General features: G+C 73.3%; 11 protein-coding genes. 5 read left to right on the top strand and 6 right to left on the bottom strand.

The features are described from left to right. Positions 1-25 precede the first annotated feature (25 nt). Together ACIQIB_RS04735 and ACIQIB_RS04730 are read right to left on the bottom strand one after the other, a co-directional pair. The gene (locus tag ACIQIB_RS04735) at positions 26-1,138 is read right to left on the bottom strand and encodes a ferritin-like protein (protein WP_363608113.1); all 1,113 of its coding nucleotides are present in this window, start codon (positions 1,136-1,138) and stop codon (positions 26-28) included. A gap of 226 nt (positions 1,139-1,364) precedes the next feature. Continuing rightward, on the bottom strand, positions 1,365-1,919 hold the full coding sequence (locus ACIQIB_RS04730; RefSeq protein ID WP_400756649.1) for an EF-hand domain-containing protein: 555 nt from the start codon (positions 1,917-1,919) through the stop codon (positions 1,365-1,367). 345 nt (positions 1,920-2,264) lie between these two features. On the opposite strand from ACIQIB_RS04730, the gene ACIQIB_RS04725 reads away from it, so the two are divergent. The 4 genes from ACIQIB_RS04725 to ACIQIB_RS04710 all read left to right on the top strand — a co-directional run bounded on the left by ACIQIB_RS04725 (position 2,265) and on the right by ACIQIB_RS04710 (position 8,461). Continuing rightward, complete coding sequence (locus ACIQIB_RS04725) at positions 2,265-3,656, top strand: ParB/Srx family N-terminal domain-containing protein (RefSeq protein WP_400756648.1); 1,392 nt, start codon at positions 2,265-2,267, stop codon at positions 3,654-3,656. 387 nt (positions 3,657-4,043) lie between these two features. Next, positions 4,044-4,859: a hypothetical protein gene (locus ACIQIB_RS04720; RefSeq protein ID WP_363608110.1), complete on the top strand. Its 816-nt coding sequence runs from the start codon at positions 4,044-4,046 to the stop codon at positions 4,857-4,859. Positions 4,860-4,956: 97 nt separating this feature from the next. Next, positions 4,957-5,139 carry a hypothetical protein gene (locus tag ACIQIB_RS04715; protein ID WP_400756645.1) on the top strand — a complete coding sequence of 61 codons (183 nt, stop codon included), beginning with the start codon at positions 4,957-4,959 and terminating at the stop codon, positions 5,137-5,139. Between the two features lie 193 nt (positions 5,140-5,332). Further along, positions 5,333-8,461, top strand: a complete 3,129-nt coding sequence (locus ACIQIB_RS04710) for an ATP-binding protein (RefSeq protein ID WP_400756642.1) — start codon at positions 5,333-5,335, stop codon at positions 8,459-8,461. Here the strand turns inward: ACIQIB_RS04710 and ACIQIB_RS04705 are convergent. From ACIQIB_RS04705 to ACIQIB_RS04690, 4 genes are all read right to left on the bottom strand, one after another. After that, complete coding sequence (locus ACIQIB_RS04705; RefSeq protein ID WP_363608107.1) at positions 8,442-9,233, bottom strand: ABC transporter permease; 792 nt, start codon at positions 9,231-9,233, stop codon at positions 8,442-8,444. The two genes, ACIQIB_RS04710 and ACIQIB_RS04705, sit on opposite strands and share 20 nt — an antisense overlap. Continuing rightward, on the bottom strand, positions 9,230-10,201 hold the full coding sequence (locus ACIQIB_RS04700) for an ATP-binding cassette domain-containing protein (protein WP_400756641.1): 972 nt from the start codon (positions 10,199-10,201) through the stop codon (positions 9,230-9,232). The genes ACIQIB_RS04705 and ACIQIB_RS04700 overlap by 4 nt, the downstream gene beginning before the upstream one ends. Positions 10,202-10,318: 117 nt before the next feature. Next, the gene (locus ACIQIB_RS04695; protein ID WP_400756639.1) at positions 10,319-11,707 is read right to left on the bottom strand and encodes a uracil-xanthine permease family protein; all 1,389 of its coding nucleotides are present in this window, start codon (positions 11,705-11,707) and stop codon (positions 10,319-10,321) included. Between the two features lie 198 nt (positions 11,708-11,905). Next, entirely contained in the window at positions 11,906-13,585 is a 1,680-nt protein-coding gene (locus ACIQIB_RS04690) for a hypothetical protein (protein WP_400756636.1), read from the bottom strand. Between the two features lie 248 nt (positions 13,586-13,833). On the opposite strand from ACIQIB_RS04690, the gene ACIQIB_RS04685 reads away from it, so the two are divergent. Then, positions 13,834-14,916 carry an NAD-dependent epimerase/dehydratase family protein gene (locus ACIQIB_RS04685; RefSeq protein ID WP_400756635.1) on the top strand — a complete coding sequence of 361 codons (1,083 nt, stop codon included), beginning with the start codon at positions 13,834-13,836 and terminating at the stop codon, positions 14,914-14,916. Positions 14,917-14,943: the final 27 nt, after the last annotated feature.

Below are 14,943 nucleotides of genomic sequence, written 5' to 3'. Positions count from 1 at the left end.
GCCCGGCGGGGCGGCGGAGGCGCGGTCAGGGTTCCCGGTCGACGTAGCGGAACTCCGGTCCGTAGGTGGCCCCCTGGCCGTCCGGCAGGGGGATGCGGACCAGGACGCGCGCGAGGGCCCGCATGTGCCCCATGGACCTGATCGCGTTGCTGAGCTCGGCGTACTGGGCGGCCTTCGACGTCGCCCGCCACACGGACTCCAGGGCCCGCAGCATGGAGCTGTAGTGGGCGTTGAAGTCGTCGAGGACGACCTCGACGCCGCCGGTGGGCCTGTTGACCGGGTCGTTCGCCCAGCCCCCGCCGGGCACGCGCCCCATGGGGTGGGTCGCCGGCATCGGGACCGGAGGGCCGGTGAAGTCCCAGGCCGGGACGCCGGGTTCGCCGTCCTCGCCGGTTCTGGCGAGCTTGCGGCCGCGGGCGATCTCACGGAAGACGTAGTAGTGGGCCGGCTCGCCCGGGCCGGCGGGGTAGGGGTTGTCCGGGCGGTCTCCGGTGCCTTCGCTCTGCTCCATGATGACGCCGATGGCGGTGTCCGCGGCCTGCCAGCCGCGGATGGGGGTGATGGCGCTGCCGCCGGCGTACCGCTTGGAGAGGTCGACGTCCAGTTGCGGGCCCGGGTCCGCGTCGAACAGGTGCCGGTTGTGCGCGACGGCCGTCCTCACCTTGGCGTAGAACGCGCCCATGGTGCCGCCGGCACCGGTACTGGCACCGGCGTCGGCGGCGAGCGGGCGGTCGGGCAGCTCGATGCGCGCGTACATGTCGGCGGCCTGCCGGTCGAGCCCGGTGAGGTGGACCGTCAGACCGGGCCGAAGGCCCCCGGGCAGCGGCCCCGGATACGCCGGCACGGTGCGCGGGTCGGTCAGGACCGGCGCGGAGCCCGTGGCGCGGAGGATGTTGGCCGCCAGGGCGAGGTGGGTCATCTCGTCGAAGACGATGTCGCGAAGCGCCGTGTGAACGGCGTCGTCGGCGTGCGGGTCCTTGATCGACCAGAGGCCGCACGAGTAGACGGGAATCGTGGCGAGCTCCAGCAGGACCGCGAGTTGGAGAGCCGCCCTGAGCCACTCGGGCCCGCAGTCCGCGTCATCGACCCGCATCAGGCCGTCGGCCGTGACACCCCGGCAGTCGAGCACCCCTGTCATCACGCGCACCTCTTCCGCACCACGCCTGCCTGCCCGCTGCCGGAACCTACTGCCGTGGACGGTGAACCGCGGACAGATACCGGGCCACCTCGAAGCGGTTCACTCCACCGGCCCAACCACCGGCCACGGATCCGGCCGTCGGCCGGGTGACACATGGCCGGGCCCGGCCGCACGGCTGCGCGCCGTGCGACCGGGCCCGGCCGCGAACCGACTGATCGAGAAGGCGTCAGACGGCTCCGAACAGCCGACCGCCGGGCGCCGCCGGGTCGTTGGACATGAAGAACTCACGCGCGGCCCGGACGAACTCGGAACGGGAGATCCGTCCGTCGCCGTCCGTGTCCAGGGCCGCGAACGCCTTTGCGGTGTCGGGCGCCGGAACACCCCAGACGTTCCCCAGGAACCGGGCGAACTCGCTCTTGTCGATCTCGTTGTCGCCATTGACGTCGATGACGTCGAACAGCACATTGCTCAGGCCGTCGACCGAGTCGAAGCGGCTGTTGTCGAGGATCGAGGCGCGGGCCGCCGCGATGTACTCGTCCTTGGAGATCCGCTGGTCGCCGTTGGCGTCCGCGTGGCGGGCGAGCTCCTGCCAGAACATGGCGTACCCGGCGTGGAGGGCCGTGGCCCGGCGGTCACCGCGGTCCAGCCGGTACTCGGTCAGGAGCCGGTCGACGAGCTGCTGGAAGTCGCTCCACTCGACGTACCCGTTGTGGTCGGTGTCGAGGGCATTGAAAATCTTCTCGATCTTGAGAGTGATGATGTCAGGAGCCGTAGTGGCCATTTCTTCTTCCTTTTCGGAAGGAGCGGGGGACGGCGAGCATGGCGCATTCGCCGAACGCGACGCTAGCAGTGGACGAACTGACCGGTCGTGCGACGAATACCCGTGCTGCTGCGGTCAGGTGAACGGGTTGCTCCACCCGGGCGGACCGCCGGTCGTGCGTGCATGACAGGGGCGGGGATCCGGCGGTCCTGCGGTGGCCGGTGCGGGCCCGCCGGCCGCCGTGACGAACAGAGTTCACGCTCCCGTCACCCCGATGCCGCCCTGCGGCTATCGGTCGAGCCGCAGGTGATGGATGGATATGCGCCAGCACCGCATTGCCGTCAGCCGTCGACCCGCAGGAGAACCATGAACACCGGCCCCACCCCCGCACCGTTGTCGCGGCGTCGTCGCCCGGGCCGCGGGCTGCTCGCCGCCGCGGCGGCCGGCGCGCTCGCACTGGGTGGCCTGGCGGGACTCGCCGCCCCGGCCGGTGCGGCCACCGCGCCCGCCGCGGGTGCGGCCCTGCGGGCCCAGCCCGGCGACCTGCTGGACGTGAGCCTGGACCAGCTGCGCCCCACCCAGTCCTCGATCGGCTACGACGAGGTCTACTACAAGCTCGGCCGCTACACCTCGCCCAAGGACGAGCTGAACGGGTCCGTCAACAAGCGCTTCAACGACTGGTGCGAGACCAACGGTCAGGGCGAGGCCGTGACGGTGCGGCCGGGCGCCCGGCTCGCCGACCCGTCGACCTTCACCTGCGCCCTCGCGCCGGGCCAGGAGACCGCCGCCAGCCGCGCCGGGATGAAGACCGTCGTGGTGGGACCGGGCGGCGCGCTCTACCTGACCGACGGTCACCACACCCTGACCTCCTTCCTGGAGGCCCCGGACGGCGGTCCGCAGCTGCACATCCGCCTGATCGTCCGGGCCGACTTCAGCGACCTGTCGCCGGCCGCCTTCTGGCAGGCCATGCGGGCCCGCGACTGGGTCCGCCTGGTCGACGAGAGGAACCAGCCGCTCACCGTCGAGCAGTTGCCGCAGCACCTGGGTCTGGCGTACTTCCACGACGACCCGTACCGCAGCCTCGTCTACTTCACCCGCGACATCGGCTACTCGGTCCCGGACGACGCGGCCGAGTACCTGGAGTTCCTCTGGGGCGACTGGCTGCGGGGCCAGGGCATCGGCCTGCCCGGTTCCTACGACCCGGCCGACTCCGCCTCCTACCTGGCGGCGGTCCGAACGGCCTCCCAGGCCATGTCGGCCGCGCCCGGGGACATCGTGATAGCCGAGGGCCGCACCGCCGACCAGCTGGGCCGGCTGACCCCGTGGAACGCCGGAAAGAAGCCCACCGGCGGCGAGTTCGGCAAGCTGAGCGCGCCGATCACCGATGCCAAGCCCGGCAAGCTCGCCTACGCCCTGGACTTCCGCGCCAAGGTCGCGACCGGCCCGGCCTGCACCAGCACCGTCACCGGCCGCCACACCGGCCCGCTCGTGGTCGGCACCGGCACCACCTGCCTGACCGACGCCCAGCAGACCGGCCCGGTCGTGGTCCGCGCCGGGGCGAGCCTGGTCGTCACGGGATCGGACCTCACCGGCCCGGTCCAGGCGGTGGGCGCCGGCACGGTGCGGTTCTGCGGCACCACCCTGACCGGCCCGCTGAGCGTGGTGAACACCCGTGACCAGCTGACCCTGGCCGGTCCGGGCTGCACTCCGAACACCCTGAACGGCCCGCTCCAGCTGGTCGGCAACCCGGCCTCCTGAGCCCGGCGGCCCGGCGGCCCGGCCGCGGCACCGCCTGCCGGCCGCTCCCCACCCGGGGAGCGGCCGGCAGCCGTCACTGACGGTCGCCCGCCCGCAGCTCGGTGGCGATCTGGCGCCGACCGGAGACGAGGGCCTCGGCGAGCACGCCGACGGACCTCATCGCCCCGCCGACGCCATGTCAAGGTGGTTCCGCGAACCTGGCCCGTCCGCCGGTCGGTACTGCCCGTAAGGGCAGAGCCGCGAACCCTGCGGCCGGCAGCGGTACTCGGCGCCGCCGACCGGCGGAATCCGGTCAGATTCCGGATTCGCGGGCGGCCCGCCCGGGTGCGCCGGTAACCTCGCGGCGGGTGCTCGCCGGCGGCCCGACCGGTCGAACGGGGGGTGTTCTTGGACGGGATCCGCGGGCGGTTCGCGCACCTGCCGAGGCAGGTCGATCCGCTGCTGGCCGACCGCATCACCGAGGCCGTCCTGCTCTCCGGCCTGCCGGTCGCCTTCGGCGGCCAGGGCCCCGGGGTGCACCTGTGCCCCGCGGATCCGCTCGACGATGACGACCGGTGCGACGGGCTGATAGCCCTCCACTGGCGGTCCTCCCGCCGGCTGTCCGACGCGGCCGCCATGGAACGGCCCCAGCAGCCGGCCTTCGCGGCCCGGCAGACCGTCACCGCGAGCATGGAGACCGCGCTCGCCGAGTTCCTCCCGGCCTTCGGCCTCGACGCCCGCCGGGACCGTCTCGGCTGGGAACTGCGGGTCGGCGGTACGCGCGGCAGCGGGGTGCACGTTCCGCCGGATGTCCTGGTGCGGCGTCCGCCCGGGCGGACCCCGGCCGAACTCGGGCTGGGCCCCGAGGCCGTCGGGGCCGTCCGGCGCAGCGCCGCTCTCGCCGGGCTGCCCGTCGCCGGCCACCTCGGCGCTCCCGGTGTCACGCTCGGACCGTGCCCTCCCTCCGGCGACGAGGACGACACCGCCGGTGTCGTGGACCTCGGCTGGAACCCGGCCCGCCGGCTCTCCGATCTCGCCGACAGCCGTTCCCCCGCCGCCGGGTCGGCGACGGCTGCCCGGTCCGCCGTCCACGCGGCGATGAGCCACGCCCTCGGCACGGTCCTCGGCGTCTGTGGAACGGACCTGGGGTGGGTCCGGCCCCAGGGCCGGGAGAGACGGCTGCGGGCCTACGGCGCGTCCGCCGCCCCCGCGATCCGGCGCTGACCCGCCCACCCGCCGGCCCGCCGGCGAACCGGACATCCACGATCAGCCGCAGCGGAGACCTGGAGAACGCCCAGCCCGCCCGACCAAGGAGTGCGGCATGAGGATCACCAAGCGCGCCCCGCGGCCGGTCTACGGCGTGCTGGTGCTCTTCCTGGGACTGCTCGCGGCCGACCAGCACCGCCTGGGCGAGCCGGTGCTGCCGGCGGTGGCGATCTACCTGACGGTCTGCCTCCCGCCGGCCCCGCTCACCTGGTGGGCATCACACCGAGGACGCGACTGACCCGGGGCGGCCGTTGCTGACCTCGTCGGCCGACTCCGGCCCCCCGCACGGGAATCGTCCTGCCGATCAGGGTTTCGTGTGGGCGGAAGCGCGTTGGGCAAGGGCCGCCCGCGCAGCGGGAGTTCGGCCGGTGGGAGTGCGGGGCCCGCGCAGCGGGAGTTCCGGTGGCCGACGCCTTGGCTAATCTACCCAGGTGACCACCGACCTGACCCTGCTGCCGCGTGTCGCCTATCGCGGACAGGAGGTCACCGCGCCCCGGCTCCGTGCCCTCCTCGCGCTGCTCGCGGGCGACTTGCGCACGGGCTGCGGCACCGAGCGGCTGGTGGCGGGGCTGTGGCCGGACGCGTTGCCGGAGCGGCCGGGAAAGGCGCTGCAGGTCCTCGTGTCCAGGGCCCGGGCGCAGCTGGGCGCCGGCGTCATCGTCAGCACGCCGACCGGATACCGGCTCACCCTCGGCGAGGACCAGATCGACAGCTCCGCCCTGCTGCTGCACGCCGCCGCGAGCGCGGACCGGGCCAGGGCCGGGGACCACGCGGGGTCGCTGGCCGCGGCCGAGGCCGGGCTCGCGCTGTGGAAGGGCACCCCCGACGCGGCCGGCGACACCGGCGACCCCATAGCCGCGTTGCGCACCGAGCGCGCCCCCGTCCGCGGCACGCTCGTACGCGCGCGGGCGCTCGCGCTCGCCCGGCTGGGTCGGCACGCGGAGGCGGCCGGGCCACTGGCCGTCGCCGCCTCGGCGCATCCGCGCGACGAGGAGGTGCTCGCCGAGCTGCTGCGCGGCGAGGCGGCGACGGCGGGCCCGTCCGCCGCGCTGACGCGGTACGAGGCGTACCGCCGTGAGCTGCGCGACGGACTCGGCACGGATCCGGGCGCCGGGCTCAAGGCCGTACAGCGGGAGCTGCTGCGCGGCGAGGCGCCCGTGGTCAGGCACGGCGTGCCGCACGAGCCGAACCCGCTGCTCGGGCGGGACGAGGACATCGCGGCGGTGGAACGGCTGCTGCGCGCCTCCCGCGCCGTCACCGTCGTCGGCCCCGGCGGCCTCGGCAAGACCCGGCTCGCGCACGCCGTCAGCCGCCGGGCCGAGCAGCGCGTGGTGTATTTCGTGCCGCTCGCCGGCGTCACCGCGGACGAGGACGTGGCCGCGGAGGTGGCCTCCGCGCTCGGCGCGGGCGAGGGGCGGCCCGGCGCGGTGAGCGGCCACGCCTCGGCCGACCCGGTGTCCGGCATCCTCGGCGTGCTCGGCTCCGGGTCCGCGCTGCTGGTGCTGGACAACTGCGAGCAGGTCGTCCGGGGCGCCGCCGACCTCGTACAGGCCCTGGTCTCGTCCTCGAAGGACCTGCGGGTGCTCGCCACCAGCCGGGCCCCGCTGGGCCTCACATCGGAGGCGGTGTACGCACTGCCGGAGCTCGGTCTCGACACCTCGGTCGAGCTGTTCACCCAGCGGGCCCGGGCCGCCCGGCCCGGCGTGGGGCTGCCGCCGGACGCGGTGGCCGAGCTGTGCCGCCACCTCGACGGGCTGCCGCTCGCCGTGGAGCTGGCCGCGGCGCGGGTGCGGGTGCTGTCGGTGCCGGAGATCGCCCGCCGTCTCGGCGACCGGTTCGCGCTGCTGCGGGGCGGGGCGCGGGACATGCCGGAGCGCCACCGCACGCTGCACGCGGTCGTGGAGTGGAGCTGGAACCTGCTCGCCGAGGACGCCCGGGCGGCGCTGCGCACGCTTTCCGTCTTCCCCGGCGGCTTCCTGGGCGAAGCGGCGGAGCAGGTGCTCGGCGAGGACGCGCCGGCTCTTCTGGAGCAGTTGGCCGATCAGTCGCTGCTCACCGTCGCCGACACCCCGGCCGGCGTGCGGTTCGGGATGCTGGAGACCGTACGGGAGTTCAGCGCCGCCCGGCGCACGGCGGCGGGCGAGGAGGACGAGGCCGTCGGCCGGCTCCTCGCCTGGGCACGGGACTTCGGGGTCGCGTACCACGACGCGCTCTTCGCCTCGGAGTCGACGGCCGCCTGGGAGCGGATCAAGGCCGAGCAGGACAACCTCGTGCCGGCCCTGCGGCACGCCCTGGCCCGTACCGACGGCCCCAGCATCGCCGCCCTCACCGCCGTGCTCGCCGCTCTGTGGTCCACCGACTCCAGCTTTCCCCGCCTCGCCGCCCTCGCCGCGGAGACCGGCCCGCCGCTGTCGCACTACCACCCCGGGCCCGAACACGTCGAAGTCGCCCGAACCGCCGCGGTGTTGTGCGCGGCGAGCCTGTTCATGGGCCACGGCCCGCGCGCCGTACGCCAGCTCGTCACCCTCCGGAGGCTGCCCCCGGCCCCGCCGGACACGCTGCTGCGCGCCACCGCGTTCGTGCTGAGCGCGGTCCCCGGAATGCTGCCTCCCGACTACGACGTGCTGCGCGAGCTCTGCGACAGCGAGCAACCGCTGGTCGCCGGCGTCGCCGAGTGCATCGCCTCCTACGTCTGGGAGCACGAGCACGAGATCGACCGCGCGCTCGCCTCGGCCCGCCGGACGGTCGTCGCACTGGCACCGGTCGACAATCCTTCCGTGCGGCTCATGGTGCATTCCCGGCTGAGCGAGCTGTGCTTGCGGACGGGGCAGGGGGAGGAAGCGTACGAGCACCTCAAGGCGTCGCTCCGGGTGCTGCCGCGGCTCGGCGACGGCCACGACCACATCGGCATCCGCTCGCTCCTCGTCCTCGCCTGCCTGCAGCGCGACGACCCCGACGAGGCCGAGCACTGGCTGCGGCAGACGGAGAGCGACGACACCCCGCAGCGGGACGCCTTCTACCGGCCCGACCTCGGCGGGCGCGCCGAGATCGCGCTCGCCCGCGGACTGACGGAGACCGGGCTCGGCCTGTGGCGCGGCGCCGTGGAGCGCATGCTCGCGGCCGGTTCGATGCACGGCGACGACGCCCGGCTCGACCCGTGGGCGCTTCAGATCCAGTCGGCGTCGGTGACGGCGCACGCGCACGCCGGCCGTATCGCACTGGTCGCGGAGCCGGTCGACCGGCTGCGGCAGCGGCTGCGGACGCTGCTCTCCGGCCCGTCCCGCCTGCCCATGGAGCTCCCGGTGTTCGGGACGGTGCTGCACGCGCTCGGCCTGGCGGGGCTCGCGTCCGGCGACGCCGGTACCGTACGGATGATCGCGCTGGCCGAACGGCTGCTGGTGCTGCGCGACTTCCAGCCGACGATGTCGGCGGACCGCGCCCGGAGGGCGGCCGAGGACGCCGACCGGGCGGCGTACGCCGACGCGGTGTCGGAGTACGCCGCCCTGGGGCGGGACGAGCTGCGGGAGGCAGCCCGCGCGCTCATTTCGGGTCGCGGTTGAACAACGCCGTCGACCAGCGGTAGCCGAGCGCGGACAGGCCGACGCACCAGAGGACCGCGATCCACCAGTTGTCGCCGATCCCGGTGCCGAGCAGCAGGCCGCGCAGGGTCTCGATGGCCGGCGTGAACGGCTGGTACTCGGCGATCGGCTGGAACCAGCCGGGCATCGTGTCGGCCGGGATGAAGGCACTCGAGATGAGCGGGAGGAGGATCAGCGGCATCGCACTGTTGCCGGCCGCCTCGGCGTTCGGGCTGGCCATGCCGATCCCGACCGCGATCCAGGTGAGCGCCAGGGCGAACAGCGCGAGCAGCCCGAACGCCGCCAGCCAGTCCAGGGCCGTGGCGTGCGTGGACCTGAAACCGATGGCCACGGCGACGGCACCGACGAGGACCAGGCTGGCGAGCACCTGCAGCACGCTGCCGACGACGTGCCCGATGATCACGGAGCCGCGGTGGATCGCCATCGTGCGGAAGCGGGCGATGAGGCCCTCGGCCATGTCGGTGGAGACGGACACCGCGGCCCCGATCACGGTGCTGCCGATGGTCATCATCAGGATGCCCGGGACGATGTAGGCGATGTACTCGGAGCGGTCGGCGCCGCCGCCACCGATACCCGCGCTCATCACGTCTCCGAAGATGTAGACGAAGAGCAGCAGCAGCATGACCGGCGTGAGCAGCAGGTTCAGGGTGAGGGACGGGTAGCGCCGCGCGTGCAGCAGGTTGCGGCGCAGCATCGTGGTCGAGTCGCGGACGGCGAGGGAGAGGGCGCTCATCGGACGGTCTCCTGGGGCTGGTCGGGGGCGTCGGTGCCGCTGGTCAGGGCGAAGAACACGTCGTCGAGGTCAGGGGTGTGCACGGTCAGCTCGTCCGCCTCGACGCCGGCCGAGTCCAGCCGGTCGAGGATGGAGCGCAGTTCGCGCTGGCTGCCGTCGCCGGGGATCTGCAGTGACAGCGCCTCGTCGTCCCTGGTGACCTCGCGCAGGGCGACGGCGGCGGACCGGTACGCGGACGGGTCGGAGAACCGCAGCCGCACGTGCCCGCCCGGGACGAGCCGCTTCAGCTCGTCGGCGCTCCCCTCGGCGGCGATCCTGCCGTCGCTCAGCACCGCGATGCGGTCGGCGAGTTCGTCGGCCTCGTCCAGGTACTGGGTGGTGAGGAAGACGGTGACGCCGCCGGAGACCAGCTCGCGGATGATCCCCCACATGTTGTGGCGGCTGCGCGGGTCGAGGCCGGTGGTCGGTTCGTCGAGGAAGATGATCCGCGGGTCGCCGACCAGCGTCATGGCGATGTCGAGGCGGCGCTTCATGCCGCCGGAGTAGGTGGAGACGGGCTTCCCGGCCGCCTCCACCAGGTCGAGGCGCCCGAGGAGCTCGGCGGCGGTGCGGCGGCCCTCGCGGCGCGAGAGGTGGTGCAGGTCCGCCATGAGGAGCATGTTCTCCTCGCCGGTGATCAGGCCGTCGACGGCGGAGAACTGCCCGGTGACGCCGATCGCGGCCCGCACGGCCTGCGGGTCGGCGGCCAGGTCGTGGCCGCCGACGTGCAGGTCGCCGGCGTCGGCGGTGACGAGGGTGGAGAGGATCTTGACGGCGGTGGTCTTGCCGGCGCCGTTCGGGCCGAGCAGGGAGAAGACCGTGCCGGTCGGCACCGCCAGGTCGATGCCGTCGAGGACCGTCTTGTCCCCGTAGGCCTTGCGCAGCCCCTTGGCCGCGATGGCGAGTGAGTGCGATGTCGCTGTCGTCATGCCGCAGAGCTTGCGGCAGGGCGCATTCAGCGCGGTTTCACGATGGTTTCAGGGCCCTGGAACCGGACGGCGGCCCGGTGTTGAACACCGGGCCGCCGTCCGTGCGTGGAGTTGGGGTCAGCGCTCCGGGGCGCCGCTGTCGTACTCGCTGGTTCCCGCGTCCAGCAGCGGGGACTGCTGCTGCTGTTTCATGTGGGCGGGGGCCATCAGGCGCAGCAGGTGGTAGCCGATCAGCACGACCAGGGTGCCCAGGGCGATGCCGCTGAGCGAGAAGTTGTCGGTGAACTTCAGGGACACGTTGCCGATGCCGATGATGACACCGGCCGCCACCGGGACGAGGTGCAGCGGGTTGGTCAGGTCCACCCGGTTGTGCACCCAGATCTGGGCGCCGAGGAGGCCGATCATGCCGTACAGGACGACGGTGATCCCGCCGAGCACGCCGCCCGGGATCGCGGCGATCACCGCGCCGAACTTCGGGCAGAGACCGAAGAGGATCGCGAACCCGGCGGCGCACCAGTACGCGGCGGTGGAGTAGACCCGGGTCGCGGCCATCACACCGATGTTCTCGGCGTAGGTGGTGGTGGCCGGGCCGCCGACGCTGGTGGAGATCATGGTGGCGGCGCCGTCCGCCATGATCGCCGCGCCCATCCGGTCGTCCAGCGGGTCACCCGTCATCTCGCCCACGGCCTTGACGTGTCCGGCGTTCTCGGCGATCAGCGCGACCACGACGGGCAGCGCGACCAGCACGGCGGAGGCGGAGAAGCTCGGGGCGTGCAGGCTGGGCAGGCCGAGCCACTCGGCCTTGCCCACGCCGGAGAGGTCGAGCCGCCAGTGGTCCGTCACCACTCCGGCCCCGTTGGCGGCGTGGATCTGCCCGAAGACCCGGTCGAGGACCCAGGAGATCGCGTACCCGAAGACCAGGCCGAGGAAGATCGCGATCCGTGACCAGAAGCCGCGCAGCACCACCAGGGCGAGGCCGGTGAACACCATGGTGAGCAGTGCGGTCCACTGGTCCTGCGGCCAGTACGTCCCGGCGGTGACCGGTGCCAGGTTGAAGCCGATCAGCATCACCACGGCACCGGTCACGACCGGCGGCAGCACGGCGTGGATCACCCGCGCGCCCGCCGCCCGGACCGCCGCGCCACAGGCCACGAGCACCGCCCCGACCACCAGCATGGCGCCCGTCAGTGTCGCGGCGTCACCGCCCTGGGTCTTGATCACCGCGGCCACGCCGACGAAGGAGAGGCTGCTGCCGAGGTAGCTGGGGATGCGCCCGCCGGTGACCAGCAGGAAGAAGATGGTCGCGACCCCGGAGACCATCACGGCCAGGTTGGGATCGAGCCCCATCAGGACCGGTGCCACGAAGGTCGCACCGAACATCGCCACCACGTGCTGGGCGCCGAGCCCGACGGTGCGCCCCCAGCTCAGCCGCTCGTCCGGCTTGACGACCGCACCGGGCGCGGGGCTCCTTCCGTCGCCGTGCAGCTTCCAGCCGAAGCCCGCCATGGGTCACTCTCCTCGTCGGCAATGCCCATGTGGGCAGATCGGGCCATCAGCCGATCACACGACGTGCGCCGATGCAAAATCTCCGCCACCGGACGAGTGGACACACCCCGGCCACGCCCCGGCGCGCGGGGGCGCGCGGGGGCGTCGTGTTCCCGCTCGACGACGGTATTCCCGTGGCGGGCGGCTCGCCGGGCGGTGTCAGACGACGGTGAGCAGCGTTCCCTCGTACGCCAGCCACTGCGCGAACGCGTGCAGTCCCTTCGCGTATCCCGTGGCCGGTGTCCACGCGGGCGGGCGGGGGTTGGTCGCGAACTCGGTTCGGGGGGAGGGCGGTCCGGGTGGAGATGGCTCGGCCCGCACCGGTACGGGCCGGACGGCCGCGTGCACGGCGTGCGCCAACTCGCCGATCGTGGTGGGTTTTTCGGCCGCGACGGTCAGGGTGTGGGCCGTAGGGCGGGTGCGGAGCACCGCCAGGATGGCATCGGCCAGGTCGTCCGTGTACACGGGGTGCGTCTCGGCGTCGGGGCTCCCCTGGACGGTCACCGGCCGGCTGCGCAGGGCGTCCCACACCATGCGCCCGATGAGGGTGTCCCGGGAGCAGCCGGGGCCGTACACCTCGCCGACGGCCAGGGTGTACGGCCGTGGGTCGTCGGGCAGTTGGATCCTCAGCTCCCGGGCCGGGGCTCCCTCGCGCAGGCCGGTCAGGTCGAGGACGGCGTCGGGTGCCCCGTCGCCGGTCAGGTCGGTCAGCCTCCCCACGAGGTGCTCGCCGAGCGGTGTGGCGCCGCCGCGTACGGCGAGGCCGGCGGGCCGCCGGGGCCGGCGGGGGGCCGGCCGGTCGGCGGCCTCGTGCCCGGCGGCCAGCGCCCGGCGGGCCACGGCTGCCAGGGCCTCGCGGCGTTCGGCGATCCGTTCCTCGGTGCTGGCGTTGCTGATGCCGCCCGGCCCGATCGTCGCGATCGCCTCCGCGTGCACCGCGGTTCGTTCGGCCGGTCCGGTGGCGTCGACGTCCAGGCCGAGGCGGGCGGCCTCGTGACCCATGGCGAGGGCCGTGAGCCAGGTCCCCCGGACGTCCGGTGCGTCCGACTCCGGCCCGGGCGGCGTGAACAGCGAGCGGGGCAGCTCAAGGCCGCGAAGGTACTGTTCGCAGTCCATGTGCAGCCAGCGCTCGGGGCCCGGTCCGGTGACCCGCACCGCGCAGCGCGCGACGCCGTACTTGAAGAACGGCAGGACCGTCAGGCCGGTCAGCCGGCGCTCCTCGTCGCCGGGCCGGTCGCCGGGCAGGAAGCCGACCGAGCGGCGCGGCCCCCGGAAGGCGTTGCCCGAGATCGAGCCGCGGTCCTGGTGTTCGGCGAGGTTGGGGACGGAGACGTAGCGGGGGACACCGCTGTCGTTCAGATAACGGTGCATCAGAATGTCGTCGGGCCAGCCGCCGAGGCGCTCGCGGCCGTAGCGGACGAATCCTTCGGCGACGGACCGGGGCAGTACGATCGCGACGCACGGGAAGTACTCGTTGACCGCGCCGACCCAGCGGGCGCCTGCCATGGCGCCGAAGCGGACCGCGGCCCCGTTGCGGGAGTCCCACAGGGCGAACAGCGCCAGCGCCGCGTCCGGCATCGCGTCGATGGCGAGGTTGACCCGTTCGAAGAACGATTCGGACAACAGCATGTCGTCCTGGACCACCAGTTGGTGGGTGGCGCCGTCCTCGATGGCCTCCCAGGCGGCGAGGGCCGTGCGCAGGACCGACGGAGTGCCGGTCGGGTCCGGGTCCATGACGACGCGCAGCGCGCCCGGAGGCGCGGTCAGGGCCATCTGCTCGGCGGCCCGCCGGCGCTTGGGGTGGGTCATGACCACACCGCTGAGCTGATGGCGTGTCACGTGGTTTCCCTCTTTCTGATGGGGTGTGGGGGACTTGGTGGCACTCGTGTCGTAATCGGCTACTGCGGGTGCCATCGATTCCGGACAGTACGGATAGAGCCGGAGGCTGGCAAGAGTGCCGAATTCGCACTGGTGTCACGGTTGGTGTCCCAAGGATGCTGGATGGGCACGCCACCTTCCGTGTGAAGCATGTGGCTGTGTTTGAGCGCGTATTCGAGAGTTCGCCGTCTTCACGGAGGGAACCCCCTATGTCCGCTGAATCGCACACGCCGTTGAACGAGGCCGGGAGCGACGACGGTGAGAGCGTCGAGTCCCGGTTGGAGAAGCTCCGCGATGCCCGCGTCGTCGTGACGGGAGGCGGGGGCCTGGTCGGCAGCCGGCTCACCGCCTTGCTGCGCCGGGCCGGTGCCGACGTGGTCGTCCTGGACCGGATGGACGCCTACCCCGAGAACGGCCACACCATATTCGGGACCGAGAAGTCCGGGGCCAGGCTCGTCGTCGGCGACATCTGTGACCGCGAGGTGGTCGCCGGCCTGCTCCGGGATGCCGACTTCGTGGTCCACGCCGCCGCCTACGCGGACGTGGCCGCCTGCACCCGGAACCCCGACATCGCCTTCCGGGCCAATGTGCAGGGCACCCAGGTCGTCCTGGAGGAGCTGGCCCGGACGGGGGTGCGCCGTCTGGTGCTGGTCTCCTCCGCGTCCGTGTACGGCGACGGCCCCACCGACTCGCCCGGCCCGCACATGTTCCACGAGGATCAGGCGCTGTTCCCGCTGTCGGTGTACGCGAACGGCAAGTTGTGGGCGGAGCACCAGACCCGGCTGATGCTCGGGGCGTCGTCGGGGGCCGAGTACGCGATCGTGCGCTACTTCTCCGTCTACGGCGATCCGCAGATCCCGAAGCCGGGCAGCCACTCCTGGATGGTTCCCTGGCTGTCCCTGCAGGCCAAGCTCGGCCGCCCGATGCGCCTGAACGGGGGTGGCGTCCAGGTGCGCGACATGGTCCACGTCCAGGACGTGGCCGAGGCGACGGCGCTCGCGCTCGTCGAGGAGGGGATGGCGGGCCGGACGGTGAACGTGGGGACCGGGCGTCCGACGGCGATCCGGGACGTCGCGGACCTGCTGATGCCCTACTTCCCCGAGGCGCGGCGGATCGTCACCCCGCGCCCCGAGGGCGATCCGCTCGGGGGGTACGCCTCCACGGAGCGGGCCCGGGAACTGCTGCGCTGGCAGGCCCGGATCGACGTCGCGGAGGGCGTCGACCGCTATGTGCGCTGGCTGGAGAAGACGCCCGAAGCGGTGCCGCGCTGGCTCAGCGAGGACGGCGCGTGACAGTCTGTGCCCCCGTGACCGCCCGGC

Origin of the sequence: Kitasatospora sp. NPDC092286 (assembly GCF_044755565.1) — a bacterium.
Lineage (GTDB): Bacteria > Actinomycetota > Actinomycetes > Streptomycetales > Streptomycetaceae > Kitasatospora.
The sequence above is the reverse complement of the archived record's forward strand: the minus strand, read 5'-3'. Positions and strand labels throughout refer to the sequence as shown.